At 64.7% G+C, this 17,861-nt stretch carries 14 protein-coding genes; 6 read left to right on the top strand and 8 right to left on the bottom strand.

What is annotated here, in order from left to right; all coding sequences use genetic code 11:
• The first annotated feature begins 25 nt into the window (after window positions 1–25).
• From BB934_RS06490 to BB934_RS06480, 3 genes are read left to right on the top strand one after another with little or no spacing between them, the layout of a single operon-like run.
• Window positions 26–610: an ECF transporter S component gene (locus BB934_RS06490; RefSeq protein WP_099508902.1), complete on the top strand. Its 585-nt coding sequence runs from the start codon at window positions 26–28 to the stop codon at window positions 608–610.
• Window positions 582–2,276, top strand: a complete 1,695-nt coding sequence (locus BB934_RS06485) for an ABC transporter ATP-binding protein (RefSeq protein ID WP_099508901.1) — start codon at window positions 582–584, stop codon at window positions 2,274–2,276. The genes BB934_RS06490 and BB934_RS06485 overlap by 29 nt, the downstream gene beginning before the upstream one ends.
• Window positions 2,270–3,007, top strand: coding sequence for an energy-coupling factor transporter transmembrane component T family protein (locus BB934_RS06480; RefSeq protein WP_099508900.1), 738 nt, complete (start codon window positions 2,270–2,272; stop codon window positions 3,005–3,007). The genes BB934_RS06485 and BB934_RS06480 overlap by 7 nt, the downstream gene beginning before the upstream one ends.
• Here BB934_RS06480 and BB934_RS06475 read toward each other — a convergent pair.
• The gene (locus BB934_RS06475) at window positions 3,004–3,753 is read right to left on the bottom strand and encodes a sulfite exporter TauE/SafE family protein (RefSeq protein ID WP_237050207.1); all 750 of its coding nucleotides are present in this window, start codon (window positions 3,751–3,753) and stop codon (window positions 3,004–3,006) included. The two genes, BB934_RS06480 and BB934_RS06475, sit on opposite strands and share 4 nt — an antisense overlap.
• A gap of 160 nt (window positions 3,754–3,913) precedes the next feature.
• On the opposite strand from BB934_RS06475, the gene BB934_RS06470 reads away from it, so the two are divergent.
• Both BB934_RS06470 and pepT read left to right on the top strand, forming a co-directional pair.
• A complete protein-coding gene (locus BB934_RS06470) occupies window positions 3,914–5,314 on the top strand; it encodes an adenylate/guanylate cyclase domain-containing protein (protein WP_099508898.1) in 1,401 nt (466 codons plus the stop codon).
• Between the two features lie 86 nt (window positions 5,315–5,400).
• Window positions 5,401–6,636, top strand: a complete 1,236-nt coding sequence (gene pepT / locus BB934_RS06465; RefSeq protein WP_099508897.1) for a peptidase T — start codon at window positions 5,401–5,403, stop codon at window positions 6,634–6,636.
• A 49-nt stretch (window positions 6,637–6,685) separates the two neighbouring features.
• Here the strand turns inward: pepT and BB934_RS06460 are convergent, their stop codons facing one another.
• Window positions 6,686–7,573 carry a CAP domain-containing protein gene (locus tag BB934_RS06460; protein ID WP_099508896.1) on the bottom strand — a complete coding sequence of 296 codons (888 nt, stop codon included), beginning with the start codon at window positions 7,571–7,573 and terminating at the stop codon, window positions 6,686–6,688.
• Window positions 7,574–7,916: 343 nt separating this feature from the next.
• Here BB934_RS06460 and BB934_RS06455 point away from each other — a divergent pair, with 343 nt between their 5' ends.
• A complete protein-coding gene (locus BB934_RS06455) occupies window positions 7,917–8,459 on the top strand; it encodes a hypothetical protein (RefSeq protein ID WP_099508895.1) in 543 nt (180 codons plus the stop codon).
• A 24-nt stretch (window positions 8,460–8,483) separates the two neighbouring features.
• On the opposite strand, the gene BB934_RS06450 is transcribed toward BB934_RS06455, so the two are convergent.
• The 6 genes from BB934_RS06450 to corA form a co-directional block, all read right to left on the bottom strand.
• Window positions 8,484–9,137 (bottom strand): EthD family reductase, encoded by a 654-nt coding sequence (locus BB934_RS06450; RefSeq protein WP_157934061.1) that lies wholly within the window; start codon window positions 9,135–9,137, stop codon window positions 8,484–8,486.
• Window positions 9,138–9,198: 61 nt separating this feature from the next.
• Window positions 9,199–11,490, bottom strand: a complete 2,292-nt coding sequence (locus tag BB934_RS06445; protein ID WP_099508893.1) for a putative bifunctional diguanylate cyclase/phosphodiesterase — start codon at window positions 11,488–11,490, stop codon at window positions 9,199–9,201.
• A 151-nt stretch (window positions 11,491–11,641) separates the two neighbouring features.
• Window positions 11,642–13,618: a methyl-accepting chemotaxis protein gene (locus tag BB934_RS06440; protein WP_099508892.1), complete on the bottom strand. Its 1,977-nt coding sequence runs from the start codon at window positions 13,616–13,618 to the stop codon at window positions 11,642–11,644.
• 193 nt (window positions 13,619–13,811) lie between these two features.
• Complete coding sequence (locus BB934_RS06435) at window positions 13,812–14,606, bottom strand: dienelactone hydrolase family protein (protein ID WP_237050206.1); 795 nt, start codon at window positions 14,604–14,606, stop codon at window positions 13,812–13,814.
• Between the two features lie 191 nt (window positions 14,607–14,797).
• Window positions 14,798–16,456 (bottom strand): arylsulfatase, encoded by a 1,659-nt coding sequence (locus tag BB934_RS06430; protein WP_099508891.1) that lies wholly within the window; start codon window positions 16,454–16,456, stop codon window positions 14,798–14,800.
• 275 nt (window positions 16,457–16,731) lie between these two features.
• A complete protein-coding gene (corA, locus tag BB934_RS06425; protein WP_099508890.1) occupies window positions 16,732–17,745 on the bottom strand; it encodes a magnesium/cobalt transporter CorA in 1,014 nt (337 codons plus the stop codon).
• Between the last annotated feature and the right edge of the window lie 116 nt (window positions 17,746–17,861).

The raw sequence follows: 17,861 nt of genomic DNA, 5'->3' as shown, positions 1-17,861 counted from the left end.
TCATCCCCCACTCAAGGAGGTTGCCATGCCCGTGACACGAGGCTGGACGTTGAGGGAGATCCTGATCGTCACCGTGATCGGCGCGGTTTTTGCCGTGCTCTATCTCGGCTGGGTGCAGGTCTGGCTGATCGCGCAGGCGATGTTCGGCTCCGTGACGATGGATGTGGTGATGGGCTTCTGGTTCGTCGCCTCCATCGTCGCTGCCGCCATCATCCGCAAGCCCGGTGCGGCCTTCGCGGCCGAAGTGCTCGCTGCCGCCGTGCAGGTGCTGCTGGGAAGCCCCGCCGGGTTGCTGCTGATCGTCACCGGCATCGTCCAGGGCGCCGGTGCGGAGGCGGTCTTCGCGGCAACGCGCTGGCGCAACTATTCGCTGCCGGTGCTGATGGCGGCAGGCTTGGGAGCCGCGATCTTCTCGTTCGCCTATACCTGGATCCGCTTCGATTACGGTGCGCTGCAGCCGACGGTGCTGATCGCCATGTTCGTGCTGCGAGCTTTCAGCGGCGCGCTGCTCGGCGGCTGGCTCGGCCACGTCATCGTGCAGGCGCTCTACAGAACCGGTGCGCTCGCCGGTCTTGCGATCGATGTCGAGAAGCGCTCTGCTGCAGCCTGACCCGGCTCCGGCCGCGGCGGAGTGGAACGCGGTCGAGATCCGCTATCCCTTCGCGAAACGGGCGGCCGTCGGACCCGTCGATCTGACGATCCGCTCCGGCGAGCGCGTGCTGCTGCTCGGCCCATCGGGCTCGGGAAAGTCCACGCTGCTGCTCACGCTGACGGGCCTCATCCCCGACAGCATTCCGGCTGAGGTGGCGGGGCGCGTCAGCCTGTTCGGCGACGATGTCGGCACGCGAAAGCCCTGGGGCTGGGCGCCCCTCGTGGCGCAGTATTTCCAGGACGCGGATCAGACGCTCTGCGGCATGCGCGTCGAGGACGAACTCGCCTTCGCGCTCGAGAACCGCGCCTGGCCGCCGGAGCGCATCCTTGAAGCGGTCTCAGATGTCATGCGGCGTGTCGGCATTCCCGATGCGTGGCGCCGGCGCCGCTCGGCGCAGCTCTCGGGCGGCGAAAGGCAGCTTGTTGCGTTGGCGGCAACGCTGATCCAGGATACACCGCTCTTCGTCGCCGACGAGCCCACGGCACATCTCGCGCCCGAAGCGGCGCGACGTCTGCACGCGCTGCTCACGATACGCGACCGAGACCGCAGCGTTCTTATCGTCGATCACCGTCTCGATGGGCTGATCGAGTCCATCGACCGCATGATCGTGCTCGGCCGCGAGGGCACGATCGTTGCCGAGGGCGAGCCGCGCAAGATTTTTCGCGACAGCCGTGCGCTTCTCGAAGCGCACGGCATCTGGCGTCCGGCGGCGTGCGCGCTCGACGCGGCCTTGGCCGAAGCCGACCTTGCATCCCCCGCTGCGCCGCTTTCCGTCGCCGAGGCGCTGGCCCATCTCGATCCCGCGACGGCACCGCGACTATCGATCGACGCAGCCCGACCCGTCGTCGACTCCTACATTGCGTCCCGCCGTTCGCAGGACGATGCAGTCGCGATCCGCAACGCACCCGTTCTCGTGCGGCTGGAGCATGTCGACTGCGCGCCCTTCCTCGGGCCGACGGTTCTGCACGGCATCGATCTTTCCATCCACGAGGGCGAGATTCTCGGCGTGCTCGGCCGGAACGGCGCCGGCAAGTCGACACTCGGATTGTGCCTCGCCGGCCTCCTGCCGCCGAAGGCGGGACGACGGCACGGGCCGGCGGGCGGCTATGCCTTCCAGCGGCCGGAGAACCAGCTCGTCGCCGGCACCGTGCGCGAGGAGCTGGCGATGGCTCTGCCAGATCGCCTAAGCGCAGACGAGAAAGCCGCGCGCGTTGCGGCAGCGCTCGATTCCTGGGGCCTCGCGGCGCTTGCGGACAATCATCCGTTCGAGCTCTCGCAGGGCCAGAAGCGCAGGCTCGCGCTGGCCTCGCTCACCATCGCCGATCGCTGGCCGCTCCTCGTGCTCGACGAGCCGATGGCGGGTCTCGATGCGCATGGCGCCAAGCATCTGGCGGGGGAAATCCTCACGCTGCGCGACAAGTGCCGCACCGTCGCACTGATCACCCACGACATGGATCTCGCGCTCAGGCTCTGCGCCCGTTCCATCGTGGTGGGGGAGGGCGGCATTCTGGCGGAGGGACCGACCGCAGCTTTGATGAACGACCAGGCGCTTCTCGCCCGCGCCGGGTTGGCGGAGCCGTCCTGCGCCGACGCCATGCGATGGCTGGAGGCCACCGCATGCTGAAGGCGCTCAACCCTCTCAGCAAGCTTTTCGTCTGTTGCATCTGGCTTGTCGCCGCCGTGCTGATCTTCGATGCGCGCTTCCAGCTCGCCGCGATCCTCGTGCCGGCTCTTGCGCTTGTTGCGTTAAACCGCACATCGCCGTTCGTGCTGCTTGCGCTGACGGTGCCCTTCGCGCTCTTCGGCTTCGGCTTTCTCACCACGAGCCTGCTGTTTCGCCAGGAGAGCGATTTCGCCCTGCGCATGGCTGGCGAATCCCTTCTCGCATCGCCCGCCTTTTCCGCCGGCCTCACCCTGTTCCTGCGTGCGCTCGCCTGCGGCATGATCTCGCTGTTTTTCGCGCTCACCACCGATCCCGGCCTGTTCGTGCGCGCTCTGATGCAGCACGCAAAACTTCCGCCGCGCATCGGCTATTCGCTCTTCGCAGGCATGCAGCTCGTGCCCGATCTCGCAGGGGAGGCGCAGCAGATGCGCCTCGCCCGCGCCATGAAATCGGGGCGCCGCATCAGGCGCATTCCCGGTCCGGTCGAAGTAGCAGGCCTCGTGATCCCGCTTCTCGCCTACGCCATCCGCCGCGCCAGCCGCACGGCGATTGCGATGGAGGCGCGAGGCCTCGGACCGGACAATCCGCGCACGATCCTGAACGCGCCCGGCTTTCACAGGCGCGACGGCATCTTCGTGCTCGCGGCGCTGGCGATGCTGGGACTGTGCTGCCTTGTGGCGAGGCCCGTTTAGAGCAGAGGCCTCAGTGCGAGCTCCGTCCCGAGCAGCAGCAGGCACACCAGGAACCAGCGCCGGAAGGTGACCGGGCTCACCCGCTGGCGGATGGCCTGGCCGAGCCACATGCCGAGGAGGGCAGGGGCGATGGCAAGCGACGACAGGGCGAGCCCGTCGAGCTGGAATGCGCCGCGCCATGCGAGTCCTATTGCGAGTGCTACCGTCGAGACCGTGAACGACAGACCCAGGGCCTGGATCAGGTCGTCCTTGCGCAATCCGAGCGCCTGAAGATAGGGCACGGCGGGGATGACGAACACACCCGTGCCGCCGGTGACGAGGCCCGTCGTCAGGCCGATGGCGGGCGAGAGCCATGGCTCCAGCCGGGCCGGCACCGAGAGCTGCCGGGCGAGAAGGGTAAAGCCGGCATAGAGGAGCAGGGCGGCTCCGAGGGCGGCCGTGGTCCATCGGGTCTGTCCGTGCGCCAGAATGGACGAGCCTGCCACCGTGCCGAGGACGATGCCGGCCATCATTGGCCAGAGCCGGCGGATCAGCGCAGAAAAGCTCGGGCCGGAGAACAGCTGCCAGACATTGGTCACGAAGGACGGCACGATCAGCAGCGCCGCCGCCGCGACGGGCGACATGATCGCTCCCAGAAGGCCCATCGCCACCGTCGGCAGGCCCATGCCGGTCACGCCCTTCACGAGGCCGGCCAGGAGAAACGTTGCGGCGATAGGGAGAAGGTGCCACCAGGAGAGATCGGACATGCCGCATTTGTCCATGGGCAGGCGAGGGGCACAATGCGGATGTTCGAGAGGGAGCCTTCGGTTCAGCCGAAGGCTCGGGAGCAGGCTTGAAGCCCTGGACGGGGCCATGCTCTAATCCGCCGGCGGCCCGCCCTGACGAACCGGGGGCCAGGAGACCATCATGCGGCCAAGGCGGGGAACGGATGATGCAACCCACGAAGCGGAGTCGTTCATCGGCATTCCCAACCGGCCCCTGGAAGGTGACCTGATCGCCTCGCTGATGCGCCGTCACGAGGTGGCGGCGGAGCGGCTGATCGGGTGGCTGCGGGTGGCGATCGGCATCTGCGTCATCCTCACGGTTCTCGTCGCCGACAGGCTTCTCCTCCAATGGACGGGCGTGACCCTCGACCTGTTCCAGCACAACGCCTGGCTCGCCTCCCTCGGCTTTCTCGCAACCGGCGCAGCCAGCATCGCGCTCGCCGTTCCGCAGCGCTGGCGTCACGGCTTCTCCTATCTGTTCATGGTGCTGGATGTCGGGCTCGTCCTCGTCATCGCATATCTCGCCGTCCACGATCGCGGATTGCCCGGCAATGCCCTGCCGTCGGCCCCCATCGTCTGGGCGGCGCCGCTGATCCTCGCGGTCGGCGCCCTGCGCTACGACGTCAAGGTCCAGCTCTGCGCCATCGCCCTGCTGGCGCTCGGGCTCGTCGGGATCGCGGTTGCCCTCGACCATCGCCTCGTCCTCGAGCCCGGCACCGAAGAGGTGCCGTGGTACCGGCTGTTTTCGATGCCGGTCAACGTGATGCGTTTTTCGCTGATCCTTCTCGCCGGCGCGGCGACCGCCTTCGGCATCGTCCGCTCCCGGCGGCTGCTCACCTCCGCCGTCAAGGACGCGGTCGGCCGGGCCAGCCTCTCGCGCTTCCTGCCGGCGGAGATCGCGCCCCGGGTGGCGGCGGGCGACGCCGCCCTGCGCCGTGGACGCCGTCAGCGGGCTGTCATCGTCTTCGTCGACATCCGCGACTCCACCGGCATGGCCGAGGGCATGGATCCGGAGCGCCTGTCCCTGTTCTTCACGGCCTTCCGGACACGGATCCTCACCTGCGTGCGCCGGCATCACGGCTTCGTCGACAAGTTCATCGGCGACGGCGCGCTGATCCTGTTCGGGGTGCCGGACGAGGGCGGCGACGACGCCGTCCGCGCGCTCGCCTTCGCGCATGACCTCGCCCGCATCGTCGAGGACTGGAACGCGACGCGCGAACTGCCGCATACGGTGCGGATCGGGATCGGGATCCATGTCGGCGAGGTGTTCTGCGGCATCGTCGGCGACGACGAGCGGATGGAGTTCACGGTGCTCGGAGACGCCGTCAACGTCGCCTCGCGCCTGGAGCAGGCGACGAAGCGCTACGGCGAGATGATCCTGGCCTCCGGCGCGGCCGTGGAAGGCTCGTCAGATCGGAGCGCGTGGCGGGAGGTCGGGCGCGAGCCTTTGGCCGGGCGCAAGGAGTCGATCTCGATCTTCGCCCCGGTGCGGCTGCCACAGCCGGCGGCCGGTGACGCGGCAGCCCCTCCCGGCCATTTCTGACCGTCGCGCGACCGGAGGCAGATACCCCATTCACGGGACGGCCTTGCCCCGCTACAAAAGGGTCCCTTCGCAGTTTGGATCCTCCCATGGCCGTCAGCGTTACCGACCGTTTCCTCCGCTACGTCGTCATCGACACCCAGTCCGACGCCAAGTCCCCGACCCAGCCCTCGACCGAGAAGCAAAAAAATCTCGGCCGCCTGCTGGTCGAGGAATTGCTCGAGATCGGCGTCTCCGACGCGCATCTCGACGAGCATGGCTATGTCTATGCGACTATCCCGTCGAACAGCCACAAGAACAATGTGCCCGTCATCTGCATCTGCGCCCATATGGATACGGCGCCGGACTTTTCCGGCACGGGCGTCAAGCCGCAGGTCGTCCGCAACTACCGGGGCGACGACATCGTGCTGCCGGGTGACAGGAGCCAGGTCATCCGGGTCGCCGATCACCCCGTGCTGAAGGACCTCGTCGGCCACGACATCGTCACCTCGGACGGCACCACGCTGCTCGGCGCCGACGACAAGGCGGGCATCGCCGAGATCATGGCGGCGGCCGAGTTCCTGATCAACAACCCGGACGTCAGGCACGGCACGATCCGCATCCTCTTCACCACCGACGAGGAGATCGGCCGCGGGGTCGACAAGGTCGATTTCCAGAAGCTCGGCGCCGATTTCGGCTACACGATGGACGGCGAGACCGCCGGCACGATCGAGGACGAGAGCTTCTCCGCCGATGCGGTCGAGATCGCGATCAAAGGCGTGGCGATCCATCCGGGCTTCGCCTACGGCAAGATGGAGAACGCCATCAGGATCGCCGGCGACATCGTTGCGAAGCTGCCGAAGGACATGGCGCCCGAAACGACGAAGGGCCGCGACGGCTTCATCCATCCGACCGGCATTTCCGGCGTGATGGAGAAGGCAAACTTGAGCTTCATCATCCGCGACTTCACGGAGGAGGGCCTCAAGACCAAGGAGGCGCTGCTGGAGACGATCACGAAAGAGGTGCTGGAGGCCTATCCGGGCTCGAGCTACACCTTCACGGTCAAGGAGCAGTACCGCAACATGAAGGTGGTGCTGGACCAGCATCCGCAGATCGTCGAGAACGCGGTCGAAGCGATCCGCAGGGCCGGCATGACGCCCGTGCGCGGCAGCATCCGCGGCGGCACGGACGGCTCGCGCCTCTCCTTCATGGGGCTGCCCTGCGCCAACATCTTCGCCGGCGGCCATGCCTTCCATTCCCCGCTCGAATTCGTCAGCAGCCAGGACATGGAAAAGGCAGTGACCACCATCGTCGAGCTCGCCAAGCTCTGGGAAGAGCGCGCTTAAAACAGCGCGTTTTGGTGCGAGGCCCCCGGACCAACCGGGGGCCTTTTTGTCAGAGCACGAAGTCGGCGCTTGCGAAAGTGTGGTTGCCCAACATCTTGATGGCGAAGTCGGCAGCTCCGTCCCCGTTCGTGTCGCCGGAGACATAGGTGTTTCCATCCGCGAGACGATAGGTGTGCAATTCGCCCGCCACCTTGTGGAAGCGATCCGAGCCGATGAAGGAGAAGGCCTGGTTCCCGGATGTGCGCGTGTTCGCGTCGATGCCCGACAGATTGATCGTGTCGGTGCCGTGGACGAAGTCGCCGATCGTATCGCCGTTGGCTTCCGATGCCGTATCGAACAGGAAGGTGTCGGCGCCGGATCCGCCCCAGAGGGCGTCACGACCGCCATTGCCGTTGATGGTGTCGCTGCCGGCCGTGCCGTACAGCGTGTCGTTCGAGTTGCTGCCGACGATGGACTGCCCTGCGGGCGCGGTCGGCGTCGTGGCGCCGACGTCGTTCGGCTCGGCTCGCTCCGCCGCATTCGGCGTGCCGAAATTCTGCGTCACGAACACGACCTTGTAGCCGTTGATCGTGCCTTCCTTGAGCCCGATCCCGATCTCTTCGTACGAGCCGTTGACGATGTTCGCATAATGGCCCGGCGAGTTCATCAGGTTGGTGTGCAGCTGGCGCACGGTCGCTTCCGTCATGCCGCCGCTCACATAGGCGATGTTCTCGCCCCAGCCCTGCCATCCATAACCGGCCGACGTCATGCGGGCGCCGGCGCTGGAGCCGTTCACGCCGGTATGCGAGAACGTGTCGGTCTGATCCATCCACGCGCTGTGCGCATCGGAGGAATCCAGGAGCTCGCCATCGAAAGCGAGCGCCTTGACCCCGGCATTGGCGCGCGCTTCGTTGATGAGCTGCAGAAAGAGCGTCTCTAAATTGGTTGGTGTCGTCATTCTTGAAAAATGCCCCTTGATAATCGTCTTAGGCTTACATTCCGAAACGATGAAACAATCGCGTCGGCCTTCGGAACGCACGACCCGCGCATGACCCGCTAATGTGTTGACAATGTGATTGTCGATGCAGCCGAAGCGATCGGGCGAGGCATCGGGAAGGGTGTGCTCGCATGAGCATGGAATCGCAGCGCAGACCACATCTTCGTCGGCGTTTTAAGAGATGGTTAACCGTAAAAGCGTGAAGTGGGACTTGACGCATGCGGGGACGCGGATCCTGCGCTAAGTCGAAGACGTTCTCAGGACAAGCCGTTCATTTTCGCACGATATCGCGCGGGCAAAATCCATGATGCTTCGTATTCTCATATTCCTCGCCGTGATTGCCATCTTCGTCCATTTGTACGGACCGGTGCTCTTCAGCCGGACGCCGCTGCTGAGCAAGCTGAAACGCATCCCGGTCCAGACGGCGGTCTTTGCGGTTCTGGCGTTCGCGACGGTCAACGGATTTCGTGGCGATCCGGAAGTGTCCGAACCGTCGTCGACGGAAGTGAATCAGACCGCCGACGTCGAGACGACGGCGGCCATCGCGCCGCCCGTCGCGCCCGAGCCTCTGCTCCCGAAAGAGGCCGCGGCGGTCTGTCTCGAGCAGGCCCTGAATGAAGCGCGCGCGACGGAGGACGTCGTCGCGCAGACCTGGCTGTCGTCCGTCGAGGGCTTTCTCGAGACGGCGCCCGGCGAAGTGACCGTTCAGTTCGCCGTCGGCCCGAGAGCCGGGCCGCCGAAGGGACCGCTATGCCGGTCGGAAGCGCGCCTGACATGTTCCGTCGCCGGCCGCGACGTCAGGCCCGTCACCCCCGTGCACATGACCGGCGCGCAGATCGCCTGCTGAGCGGCAAGATCGCGCTCTTGCGGCTCAAGTGCTTTTCAGGATCGCTTCGTCGACCCGGAAGGCGCCGACGATTCCGATCTGCGGACTTTCGGTCAGGACACGCTGCGCGATCGCATCGTCGATTCCCTCCGGCAACCAGACCTCGAGCACGGTGTCGATGACCTGGCCGCCGGCCGAGACCGTCGGATCCACGGAAAAATTCCGATCGATGACCGGGTTCACGCGGATTGCAGCATCGTCCGAGCCTGCGGCAAGATCGGCAAAGAGTGTCTCCGCCACAGCCCGTATGGCAGTTTCCGAACCTTCCAAGAGGTAGATGAACTTCACCGGGAGCCGGTCGGCTTCGCCATGCCGCCGCAACGCTCCTTCCTGCTGGATCAGGATCGTCACATCGCTGAGAAACCCGCGGATGTCCTCGATGCAGGCCTGCTGTTCAGGCGAGGCCATGGCGACACGAATGGACTCGACATCGTCGAACCAGAGCTGCGAGATGCCGTCGACGCGATGCAGCCTGTCGCCTCGCGGAGCCGGCAGCCGCGCGACGATGTGGTTCTGCCGGTAGGCCCGCATGGCCTCGACGCGCAAAGCCAGAGGACCATGCACCTGACGCCAGTGCCGAGAGAAGGCAGCGAAATCGATGCCGTCGCGATTGCGGATGAGGCCGCTGCGAATGATCATTGGTCTTGTTCCTCGGAAATCTGCGAGAGGCCGATGTGACGAAGATAGGTCGCGCGCAGGCTCAGGCGACGGCGCGCTCCGGAACGGGCTCGTCGCGGCCGGCCTCATGAGCGGGTTGCGTCTGCTCGATGAAGGCTGAGATCGCTTCGCGCGGCATCGGCTTGGCGATCAGGTAGCCCTGGGCCTGAGAGGCGCCGGCCATGCGCAGGGCGTTGAGCTGCTCTTCGGTTTCGACGCCTTCGGCCGTCGTGCTCATCTTCAGATCGTTCGCAAGTCCGATCGTCGCCTTGATGATCGCGCGGCTGTCGGGCGAATCCATTCCACGCACGAACGACTGGTCGATCTTGATCTTGTCGAAGGGAAAGCTTCTCAGATAGCTCATCGAGGCATAGCCGGTGCCGAAATCGTCGAGCGAGATCGAGACGCCGAGCCCCTTGAGCCGCTTGAGCGTCGAGGTCGCCTCCTCGGTGAGCTTGACGGATTCCGTGATCTCCAGGACCAGGCGATGGGCCGGCAGGCCGGAGACGCTCAAGGCCTTCTTGACGCTGGCGAAGACGTCCCGGCACTTGAACTGCACGGGCGACAGATTGATCGCGACCTTCAGCGGATGGACCCAGGTCATGGCCGTCGAGCACGCATCCTGCAGGATCCAGTCGCCCATCGGGCCGATGAGACCCGACTCCTCGGCGGTCGGAATGAACTGCAGCGGCGAGATCATCCCTTTCGCCGGGTGTTTCCACCGCACCAGTGCCTCGCAGCCCCACATCCGATTGGTGGCAAGGTCGAGGATCGGCTGGTAGAACAGCTCGAACTCCCTGTTGTCGAGACCCGTCTTCAGGGCTCCTTCGAGCGCGCGGCGTTCCGCGCGCGAATCCTTGATGTCCGCGTCATAGAGCCGATAGCTGCTGTCGGGATCGGATTTCGCCGCGTAGAGGGCGATGTCGGCCGATTTCATGAGCTCGGTCGAGGTCTTGCCGTCGGTGGAGGCAACCGCGACGCCCGTGGCGAGGCCGACATCGAACTCCGTGTTGCCGGCGGTGACGGGAACCTTCATGGCGGCCTGAACCGCGGCGATGAGATCCAGGACCTGCGGCCGTCCCCTGATCGGCCGTTGAATGATCGCGAACTCGTCGCCGCCGATGCGGGCGATGAAATCGCTCTTTCTGATGCGGTCGCGCAGGCGCCGCGCGACGGATTGGACGATCTGGTCTCCGACCCCATGCCCGTGATTGTCGTTGATGTCCTTGAACCGGTCGATGTCGATCAGGTGCAGCGCGAAGTCCTTGCCGACCCGTTGAGAGACGAGGAACGTGCGCGCGAGTTCCTCGAGAAAGAGCTGCCGGTTCGGGAGCCTGGTCAGCATGTCGTGACGCGACAGGTAGCTCTCGCTGGCGGCTCTGAGAATACCGGTTCGGACATGCCTCAGGCCGAGCAGGCTGGCGGCTTCGACGGCGATGTCCATGAGATAGGCGAAGAACCGGACCAGGCGGGCTTCGAAGCGCTGTCCGGCCATGAGTTCGGCGACGGGCCGGCTGACCGCGATGCCGCCGGGATAGTTGGCGAGGGGATGAAGAGCGACGAGCCGCTCCTTCAAGTCGATCCAGCTGACGTCGCGAATGAGCGTCGCGCTGTTCTTCGCGATCATCCGCTGCAGCGGCGTGTTGGGCCGCCAGATTCGGCGCCCGAGCGCTCTCTCCGATTTCGGGCGGTGGGCGAGAATGGTGCCGTCGCGCCGATAGAGGGTGATCGCCAGCAGGCGCGTCTTGAGATGCTCGTCGAAGATCTTCTCGAAATAAGCGAGATCGACGGTGCAAACGATGATGCCGATGAAGTTTCCATCGGTGTCGGTGATCTTCCGGGCGAGGGAGAGAACCTTCTTGCCGGTCGCCGGGATCCGTCTCGGCTCGCTGAGATAGAGCAGCAGCGATGCATCGATCGAAAGCGCCCGGTAGTAGGATGTGTCGGTCAGGTAGATCGCATCGGCCATCGGGTGGGGATTCGACGTGCCGACGATCCTCCCGCGGGCGTTGACGAGATCGATGCGGACGATCTGCGAAAGGCAGTGGGTTGCCCCGACCAGGATCGCCTTCGTCGCCTGCGAGGCGGCAAATCCGTCGAACTCGTGCGGCTGCAGGCAGTTTTGCGGAATGCGGCCGACCACGTCGCGCAGAACGTTCTCGATGGACTGGAAGACCCCGTCCACGCGCTCCTGAAGGGACAGGGCGAGATTGGCAAGCTCCCCCTCCGCCTTCGCGAAGTCGTCGTTGGTCCCGCGCACGAGCAGCAGGGCCGCGCCGATGATCCCGGCGGCCGCGATGGAAATGCTGAGAGCGATGATCAGATATGCAGGCACAACGAATCCCGATTCGGCGTCTTCACGACGATCTCCGCCAGAATTCGCCAGCAGTTGTCGTTATTTGGTTAAGCCCGGCCGGAAAAAAGTCTCCGCCGGTGAATCGGTTCGAGCCAGGTCGAGCCCAAGCCCGATGCCGCCGGCCTCCGGATCAGACGTACCTGACGCCGAGCTCCCCTTCGCTCCGCCGCACGACCTGACAGGTCTGCGCGGTGCCTTCACCGTCGATCCTGAGCACGAAGCGATCCGGAACATCGGCCGCCGCGACGGCGATCTTGGCGCCGCTTTCGGACATGTTCAGCACCATGCATGCGATGTCCCGGGCGTTCCGACCGTCGATGGCGCTCCTTGACGCGGTCCCGATCTGGATGACCGCCGGGCGGCTGACCCTGGTTCTTTCGTTCGAGCGCCGCTCCTCGACTCCGACGACCCACTCGTCCAGGCTGCGGGCGATCCCCGCGACGCCGTGCGCCGCGACCTTGATGTTTCTCGAGACGTCGGTCGTCACGAGGGTTTGCTGATGCATGGTCTCGGCGGTCTCGACGATGAACCTCCTCACATCCGTCACGGCCGCGCTGATCGAGGCGAGCGCCTGTTCGACATCGCCGGAGACGGCCTGCATGGACAGGATCTCGCCGGAGATGCGCGCGGTGGCCTGAGCGGCCTGGTTGGCAAGGTTCTTCACCTCGCTCGCCACCACCGCGAAGCCTCGCCCGGCCTCACCGGCTCGCGCCGCCTCGATCGTGGCGTTCAACGCCAGGAGGTTGATCTTCTCGGCGATGACGGTGATCGCCTGTACGACGCTGTCCATGGCCAAGGCCGCATCGCGGAGTTTTGCCGTCGATGCGTCGGCGCCCTGAGTTCGCGTGTGGATTTCGTCCACGGCGCTTCGCGATTCCTGCATCCTATCCGAGATCGCACCTGCCGTGACGTTCATGTCGTCGGCCGCCGTCGCGACGGCGCGAACGTTGCCCAAGGTCTGCTCGGCAGCCTGGATCGCTTCGCCGCGGACGCTCATGCTCCTGGTGATGTCGGTGGCGAACTTGACCACCTTGAAGGGCCGTCCGTCCGTATCGAGCACGGGGTTGTAATTCCCCTGGATCCAGACCTCGCGCCCGCCATTCGCGACCCACTGATAGACCGCGGCGGAATACCGGCCGGTGCGCAGGCTGTCCCAGAAGCTGGCGTACTCGGCGCTTGCCGCATAGGCGCGTGAGACGAACATCCGGTGGTGCTGCCCGCGGATCTGCTCCAGGCTGTATCCCATCGTCTCGAGGAAGTTCTGGTTCGCGTCCAGGATCGTCCCGTCCATGTCGAAATGAATGACCGCCTGGGACCGGCCGATGGCGGCGATCTGGGCGGCGGCCTCGGCGGCTTTCAGCTTCGCGGCGGTAATGTCGGAGGCATATTTGACGACCTTGAAGACCCGCCCGTAATCGTCGAAAATCGGATTGTAGCTGGCCTGCAGCCAGACTTCCCGGCCGTCCTTGGCGACCCGCTTGAACTCGCCGGAGAGATACTCGCCGCGATTCAGCTTCTGCCAGAAATCCTCATAATCCGCGCTGCGGCCGTAATCCTCGAGCACGAACATGCGGTGGTGCTTACCCTTCACCGCATCGATCTCATAGCCCATCGTCCGCAGGAAAAGGTCGTTCGCGTCGACGATCGTTCCGTCGAGGGCGAAATGGATGACGGCCTGCGACCGATTGATCGCGGCGATCTGGCCGGCGAAATCCGCCTGCCGAAGTTTCTCGGCCGTGATGTCGGTGGCAAACTTGACGATCCGGGTCACGTCTCCGCTGCGATTGAGGATCGGGACGTAGCTCGCCTTGAGCCAGATTTCGCTCTTGTTCTTGCCGAGGCGGCGGAATTCGGCGGATTGGCCGATCCCCCGGCGCAGATCCTGCCAGAACTTGCGATAGAGCGGCGCCTCGGCCTCAGACGGATCGACGAAGAGGCTGTGATGGCGCCCGCGGATCTCGCCGAGGCTGTAGCCGACCAGGGACAGGAAAGTGCCGTTGGCCTCGACGATGTTGCCGTCGATGTCGAAGGCGATTGTCGCGAAGGTGGCGTCAAGCGCCTGGATCTTGGCGCTGGCCGAGTTGAATGAACGCAATCCGAGAAGCATCGAAGTCCCCTGAGGCAGGACTTTCTCGATTGTCACGGTCAGGATAAAAACCGGTTAAAATGCCTCCGATCCCGGCAAACATTCCTTGCCGATCGCCTCGCCGCAGATGAGGAGATCGCCTGCGACGAGACCGATGGATCTGCTTTCACGAATTATAACGAAGTAACGTTCGTCATATCCTGTCGATGCGGGATCATTTTTTCAGGTTGGCATCGAAGAATTTCGATGCCTCCGCTTTCGCCTCGCGATCGACCTGCGCGTCGTAGCGCAGCGGCAGGTTGAACTTCTGTCCAAGTGCGGTGGCCTCCGGGTTGGTGAAGGCGTGCGTCGCGCCCGGATACTCGATCACTTTGTACTCCGCCTTGGCCGCATCGAGATCCTTCTTGAGCGCCTCGTATTCCTCCCGCTTCACGAAGGGATCGTCCGCTCCGTTCAGGACAAGGATCTTCGCCTTCACGGTGCCCGGCGCCGGGGCGGGCGTGTTGAGCCCGAGCGAAGCGTGGAAGCCTGCAACGGCGTCAAGGTCGGCGCCGGTTCGGGCCATGTTCAGGACGACGGCGCCACCGAAGCAATAGCCGACGGCGCCGATGCGATCCGGGTCGACAGAGGCATGCCCGGCGAGCTGGGTCCGCGCGGCGTTGAAGCGCGCTTCCATCACCTTCGGATCTTTCATCACCGAGGTCGCAAGCGCGCCGGCATCCTTCGGATTGTCGGCCATCCTGGCATCGCCGTACATGTCGGCAACGAAGGCGGTATAGCCCTGCTGCGCGAATTTCTGCGCCTCGCTGCGGATGTGGCCCGTGATCCCCCACCATTCGGGAACCATGACGATGCCCGGGCGCTTGCCCGCGATCGCGTCGTCATAGACGACGAACCCCTTCATCGTGGTCCTGCCGTCCTGATAGGTCACAGGCTCTTCCCGGATCGCTGCATGGGCGCTCGCGGCCATCGTCACGGTGCAGAACAGCGCCGCCATCATCGTTCGCATGAGGGTCTCCTTGGGTGTTCATCAGAGGACGACAGCCTGACAATCTCCCTGAGGCACGGGCTCAAGCCTCCCTCCTGCAGGGATTGTGCCCCTTTCGAAAGCGCGTGGCTATCCTCTTGTCGCGGCTGCCGGGCGGGCAGGACAGCCCGCCCGGTCTATGCGTCGTTCCCGATGGATAGGGCGAAGGTTTCCTATCGCGAGGGAGTCAGCCGTTCGATCTCGTTGAGGCGTTTCAGGGCCGCCTGCTGGCGCAACAATCCGTAATTGATACCGCTCGCATTCAGCGAGCTGCCCTCTTGATAGGGGAACTGGTCGAAATCCGAGAAGAATTCCTTGATCTTTCCCTGGATCGGAACCAGCAGCCACATATTCTGCGCAAGGAATTCCAAAGCGCCACCGCCTTCCTTCATGCCGCGCTCGTAAGGATCCATACGCAGATTCGTGATCAAGGCCCATGACGGGATTTCACGCGTCGCAGTCGCGATGTTGCCCTCGCTGGCGACGGCAAAGCTCAGCTTCCAGTCGTTCCACCTGATCGCATTGAGATTGCCGCCCTGGTCGAAGTAATACATGGCCTCGCGCGGCGGGTTCCTCGCTTCTCCTTTCAGCAAGGCGGTCAGATCGTATCCGTCGAGGTGGACCTTGAACGTCTTCGTGCCGGCGGCGAAGCCGGATCTCATGGATTCCTTCAGGTTGGGAATACCCGCGGCCGCGGCGAAGGTCGGCATCCAGTCCATGAGCGTGACGATCTCGTTGATCTGCGTGCCCGGCTTCACCACGCCAGGCCAGCGCACCATCATCGGGATGCGCAGGCCGCCTTCCCAGGTGGTGCCTTTCTCGCCGTGGAACGGAGTCATGGCGCCGTCGGGCCACAAGGCCAGCTCGGCGCCATTGTCGGTCGTGTACAGCACGATGGTGTCGTCGGCGATGCCGAGATCGTCGAGCTGCTTCAGAAGCTGTCCGACATGCCCGTCATGTTCGCTCATGCCGTCGGCATGAAGGCCCTTTCCGGTCTTGCCGACGCTCTCGGGCTTGAGATGCGTGAAGACGTGCATGCGGGTCGCGTTGAACCAGACGAAGAAGGGCTTCTCCGCCCTGTGCTGGCGGTCGATGAAGTCCTTTGCCGCCGCGAGGAACTCCTCGTCGACGGTTTCCATCCGCTTCTTCGTGAGCGGCCCGGTGTCCTCGATGCGTCCGTCGACATTGGAGCGGATGACGCCGCGAGGCCCGTATTGTCGCCTGAAGCCCGAATCCTTCGGGTAGAAATAGCCTTCTGGCTCCTCCTCGGCATTGAGATGGTACAGGTTGCCGAAGAACTCGTCGAAGCCGTGCTTGGTCGGAAGGTGCTGATCCTGATCGCCCAGATGGTTCTTGCCGAACTGGCCGGTCGCATAGCCTCTGGTCTTCATGACATCGGCGATCGTGGGCATCCAGTCGGCGATGCCGTGCGGATCGCCCGGCATGCCGATGGTCAAAAGCCCCGTGCGGAACGGCTCCTGCCCCAGGATGAAGGAGGCGCGGCCGGCCGTGCAGCTCTGCTGGCCGTAGGAATCGGTGAAGATCGCCCCTTCCGCCGCGATGCGGTCGATGTTCGGCGTGCGGTAGCCCATCAGGCCCATCGTGTAGGCGCTGATCTGCGGGATGCCGATATCGTCGCCGAAGATGACGAGGATGTTGGGAGGCTTGCGCGGGGAGGCGGCGGGAGCCTGCGCCGGCGCCTGTGCCTGCGCGACCGCCTGCGACTGCGCTCCGATCGCCGCAGCGGCGGCGACGAGCGCAGTCGATCCGGTGAGAAGCGAGCGGCGGCTCAAGCCGCCATCCGAATGGGTGTTCGCCGTATCCTCAGACATGCAAGGTTCCTTCCAATCATGGCCACCGTCGCGATGGCGCGAGCGTCGTCGGGATAGATGTCGTCGTCAGCGCGCCCTCAGCCGTCGTCCCGGCGCTCATTGCGGCGGGACGCTCGGAGGCACTCATCCGTAGTTTTATGAAGCCGGTCGGCACTGACCATCGGGTGAAACCCCGAAATGAGGGTTCGGCGAACCCTGATGCTTCGTGGGGGCACACCAGGCGGCATCGCGGCTCGGATATGGGATCTACACGAGAACCCGCGATGATCCGCCCTTCAGAGCCAGCCGTTCCTGCGGAAGCGCCAGTACAACCACCCGCACACGGTGAGGATCACGACGAGAACGACGGCGTAGCCGTATTTCCAATGGAGCTCGGGCATCACGTCGAAATTCATGCCGTAGAGTCCGGCGACGGCCGTCGGCACGGCCAGGATGGCGGCCCAGGATGCGAGCTTGCGCGTGATTTCGGTCTGCTGCGCCTGTCCGGTCATCAGGCTCGTCTCGAAGGCGAAGGCAAGCACCTCGCGCAGGGACTCGATCTCCTCCTGCACCCGGCGGATATGGTCGGAGACGTCGCGGAAGAGGGGAGACATGACAGGATCGATGCCAGGCAGTCCCGGCTGCTCAAGGCGGCGGCAGACCTCGACTAACGGGACGGCGGCATTGCGCAGGCGCAGGAGATCGCGCCGAAGCTGATACAGGCGCGTCACGTGAATCTGGGTTGCGGTCTCGCCCAGGATGCTGTCCTCGATTTCCTCCACCTCGTCCTGGATCGTCTGGATCACCGGAATGTAGTTGTCGACGATGAAGTCGAGAATCGCATAGAGGATGAAATCCTCCCCCTCCGAGAACGCCTTCTGGGCCGCCTCGCAGCGCTCGCGCACCGGCTTGTAGGAGGTCGAAGCGCCGTGGCGGACGGAGACCACATAGCCCTTGCCAACGAACAGGTGCGTCTCGCCGAAGGCGATGCGCCCGTCGAACATTTGGGCCGTCCGTGCGACGACGAACAGGGCGTCGCCATATTGCTCCAGCTTGGGCCGCTGGTGTGCTTTAAGCGCATCCTCGATGGCCAGTTCGTGCAGGTTGAACTCCCTCTGGAGCTGACGCAGGAGCTCCAGGTCGGGCTCGTGCAGGCCGATCCAGACCACGTGCCCCGGCTTGCGCGACCACTCTCCCGCCTCCTCGATCGGGATTTCCGCCACACGCCTGCCCGCGGCATAGGCGGCGCAGGCGACCACTCCGGGGCGCCCGTGGGAGGAGGCTGTCGCGAGCTTGAGAGGATTCGTCATGACCAATCAACGCAGAGCGGGGCCGCAGGTGCCGTGCCGCGACGAGCGATCGAGAAAAGCGGGAGATGTCTTGTGCGGACTAAGTCCCGTGTCGAGATAATCAATAGTATTTGAAT

Origin of the sequence: Microvirga ossetica (genome assembly GCF_002741015.1) — a bacterium.
GTDB classification, from domain to species: domain Bacteria; phylum Pseudomonadota; class Alphaproteobacteria; order Rhizobiales; family Beijerinckiaceae; genus Microvirga; species Microvirga ossetica.
This window is presented reverse-complemented; position numbering and strand designations above follow the sequence as displayed.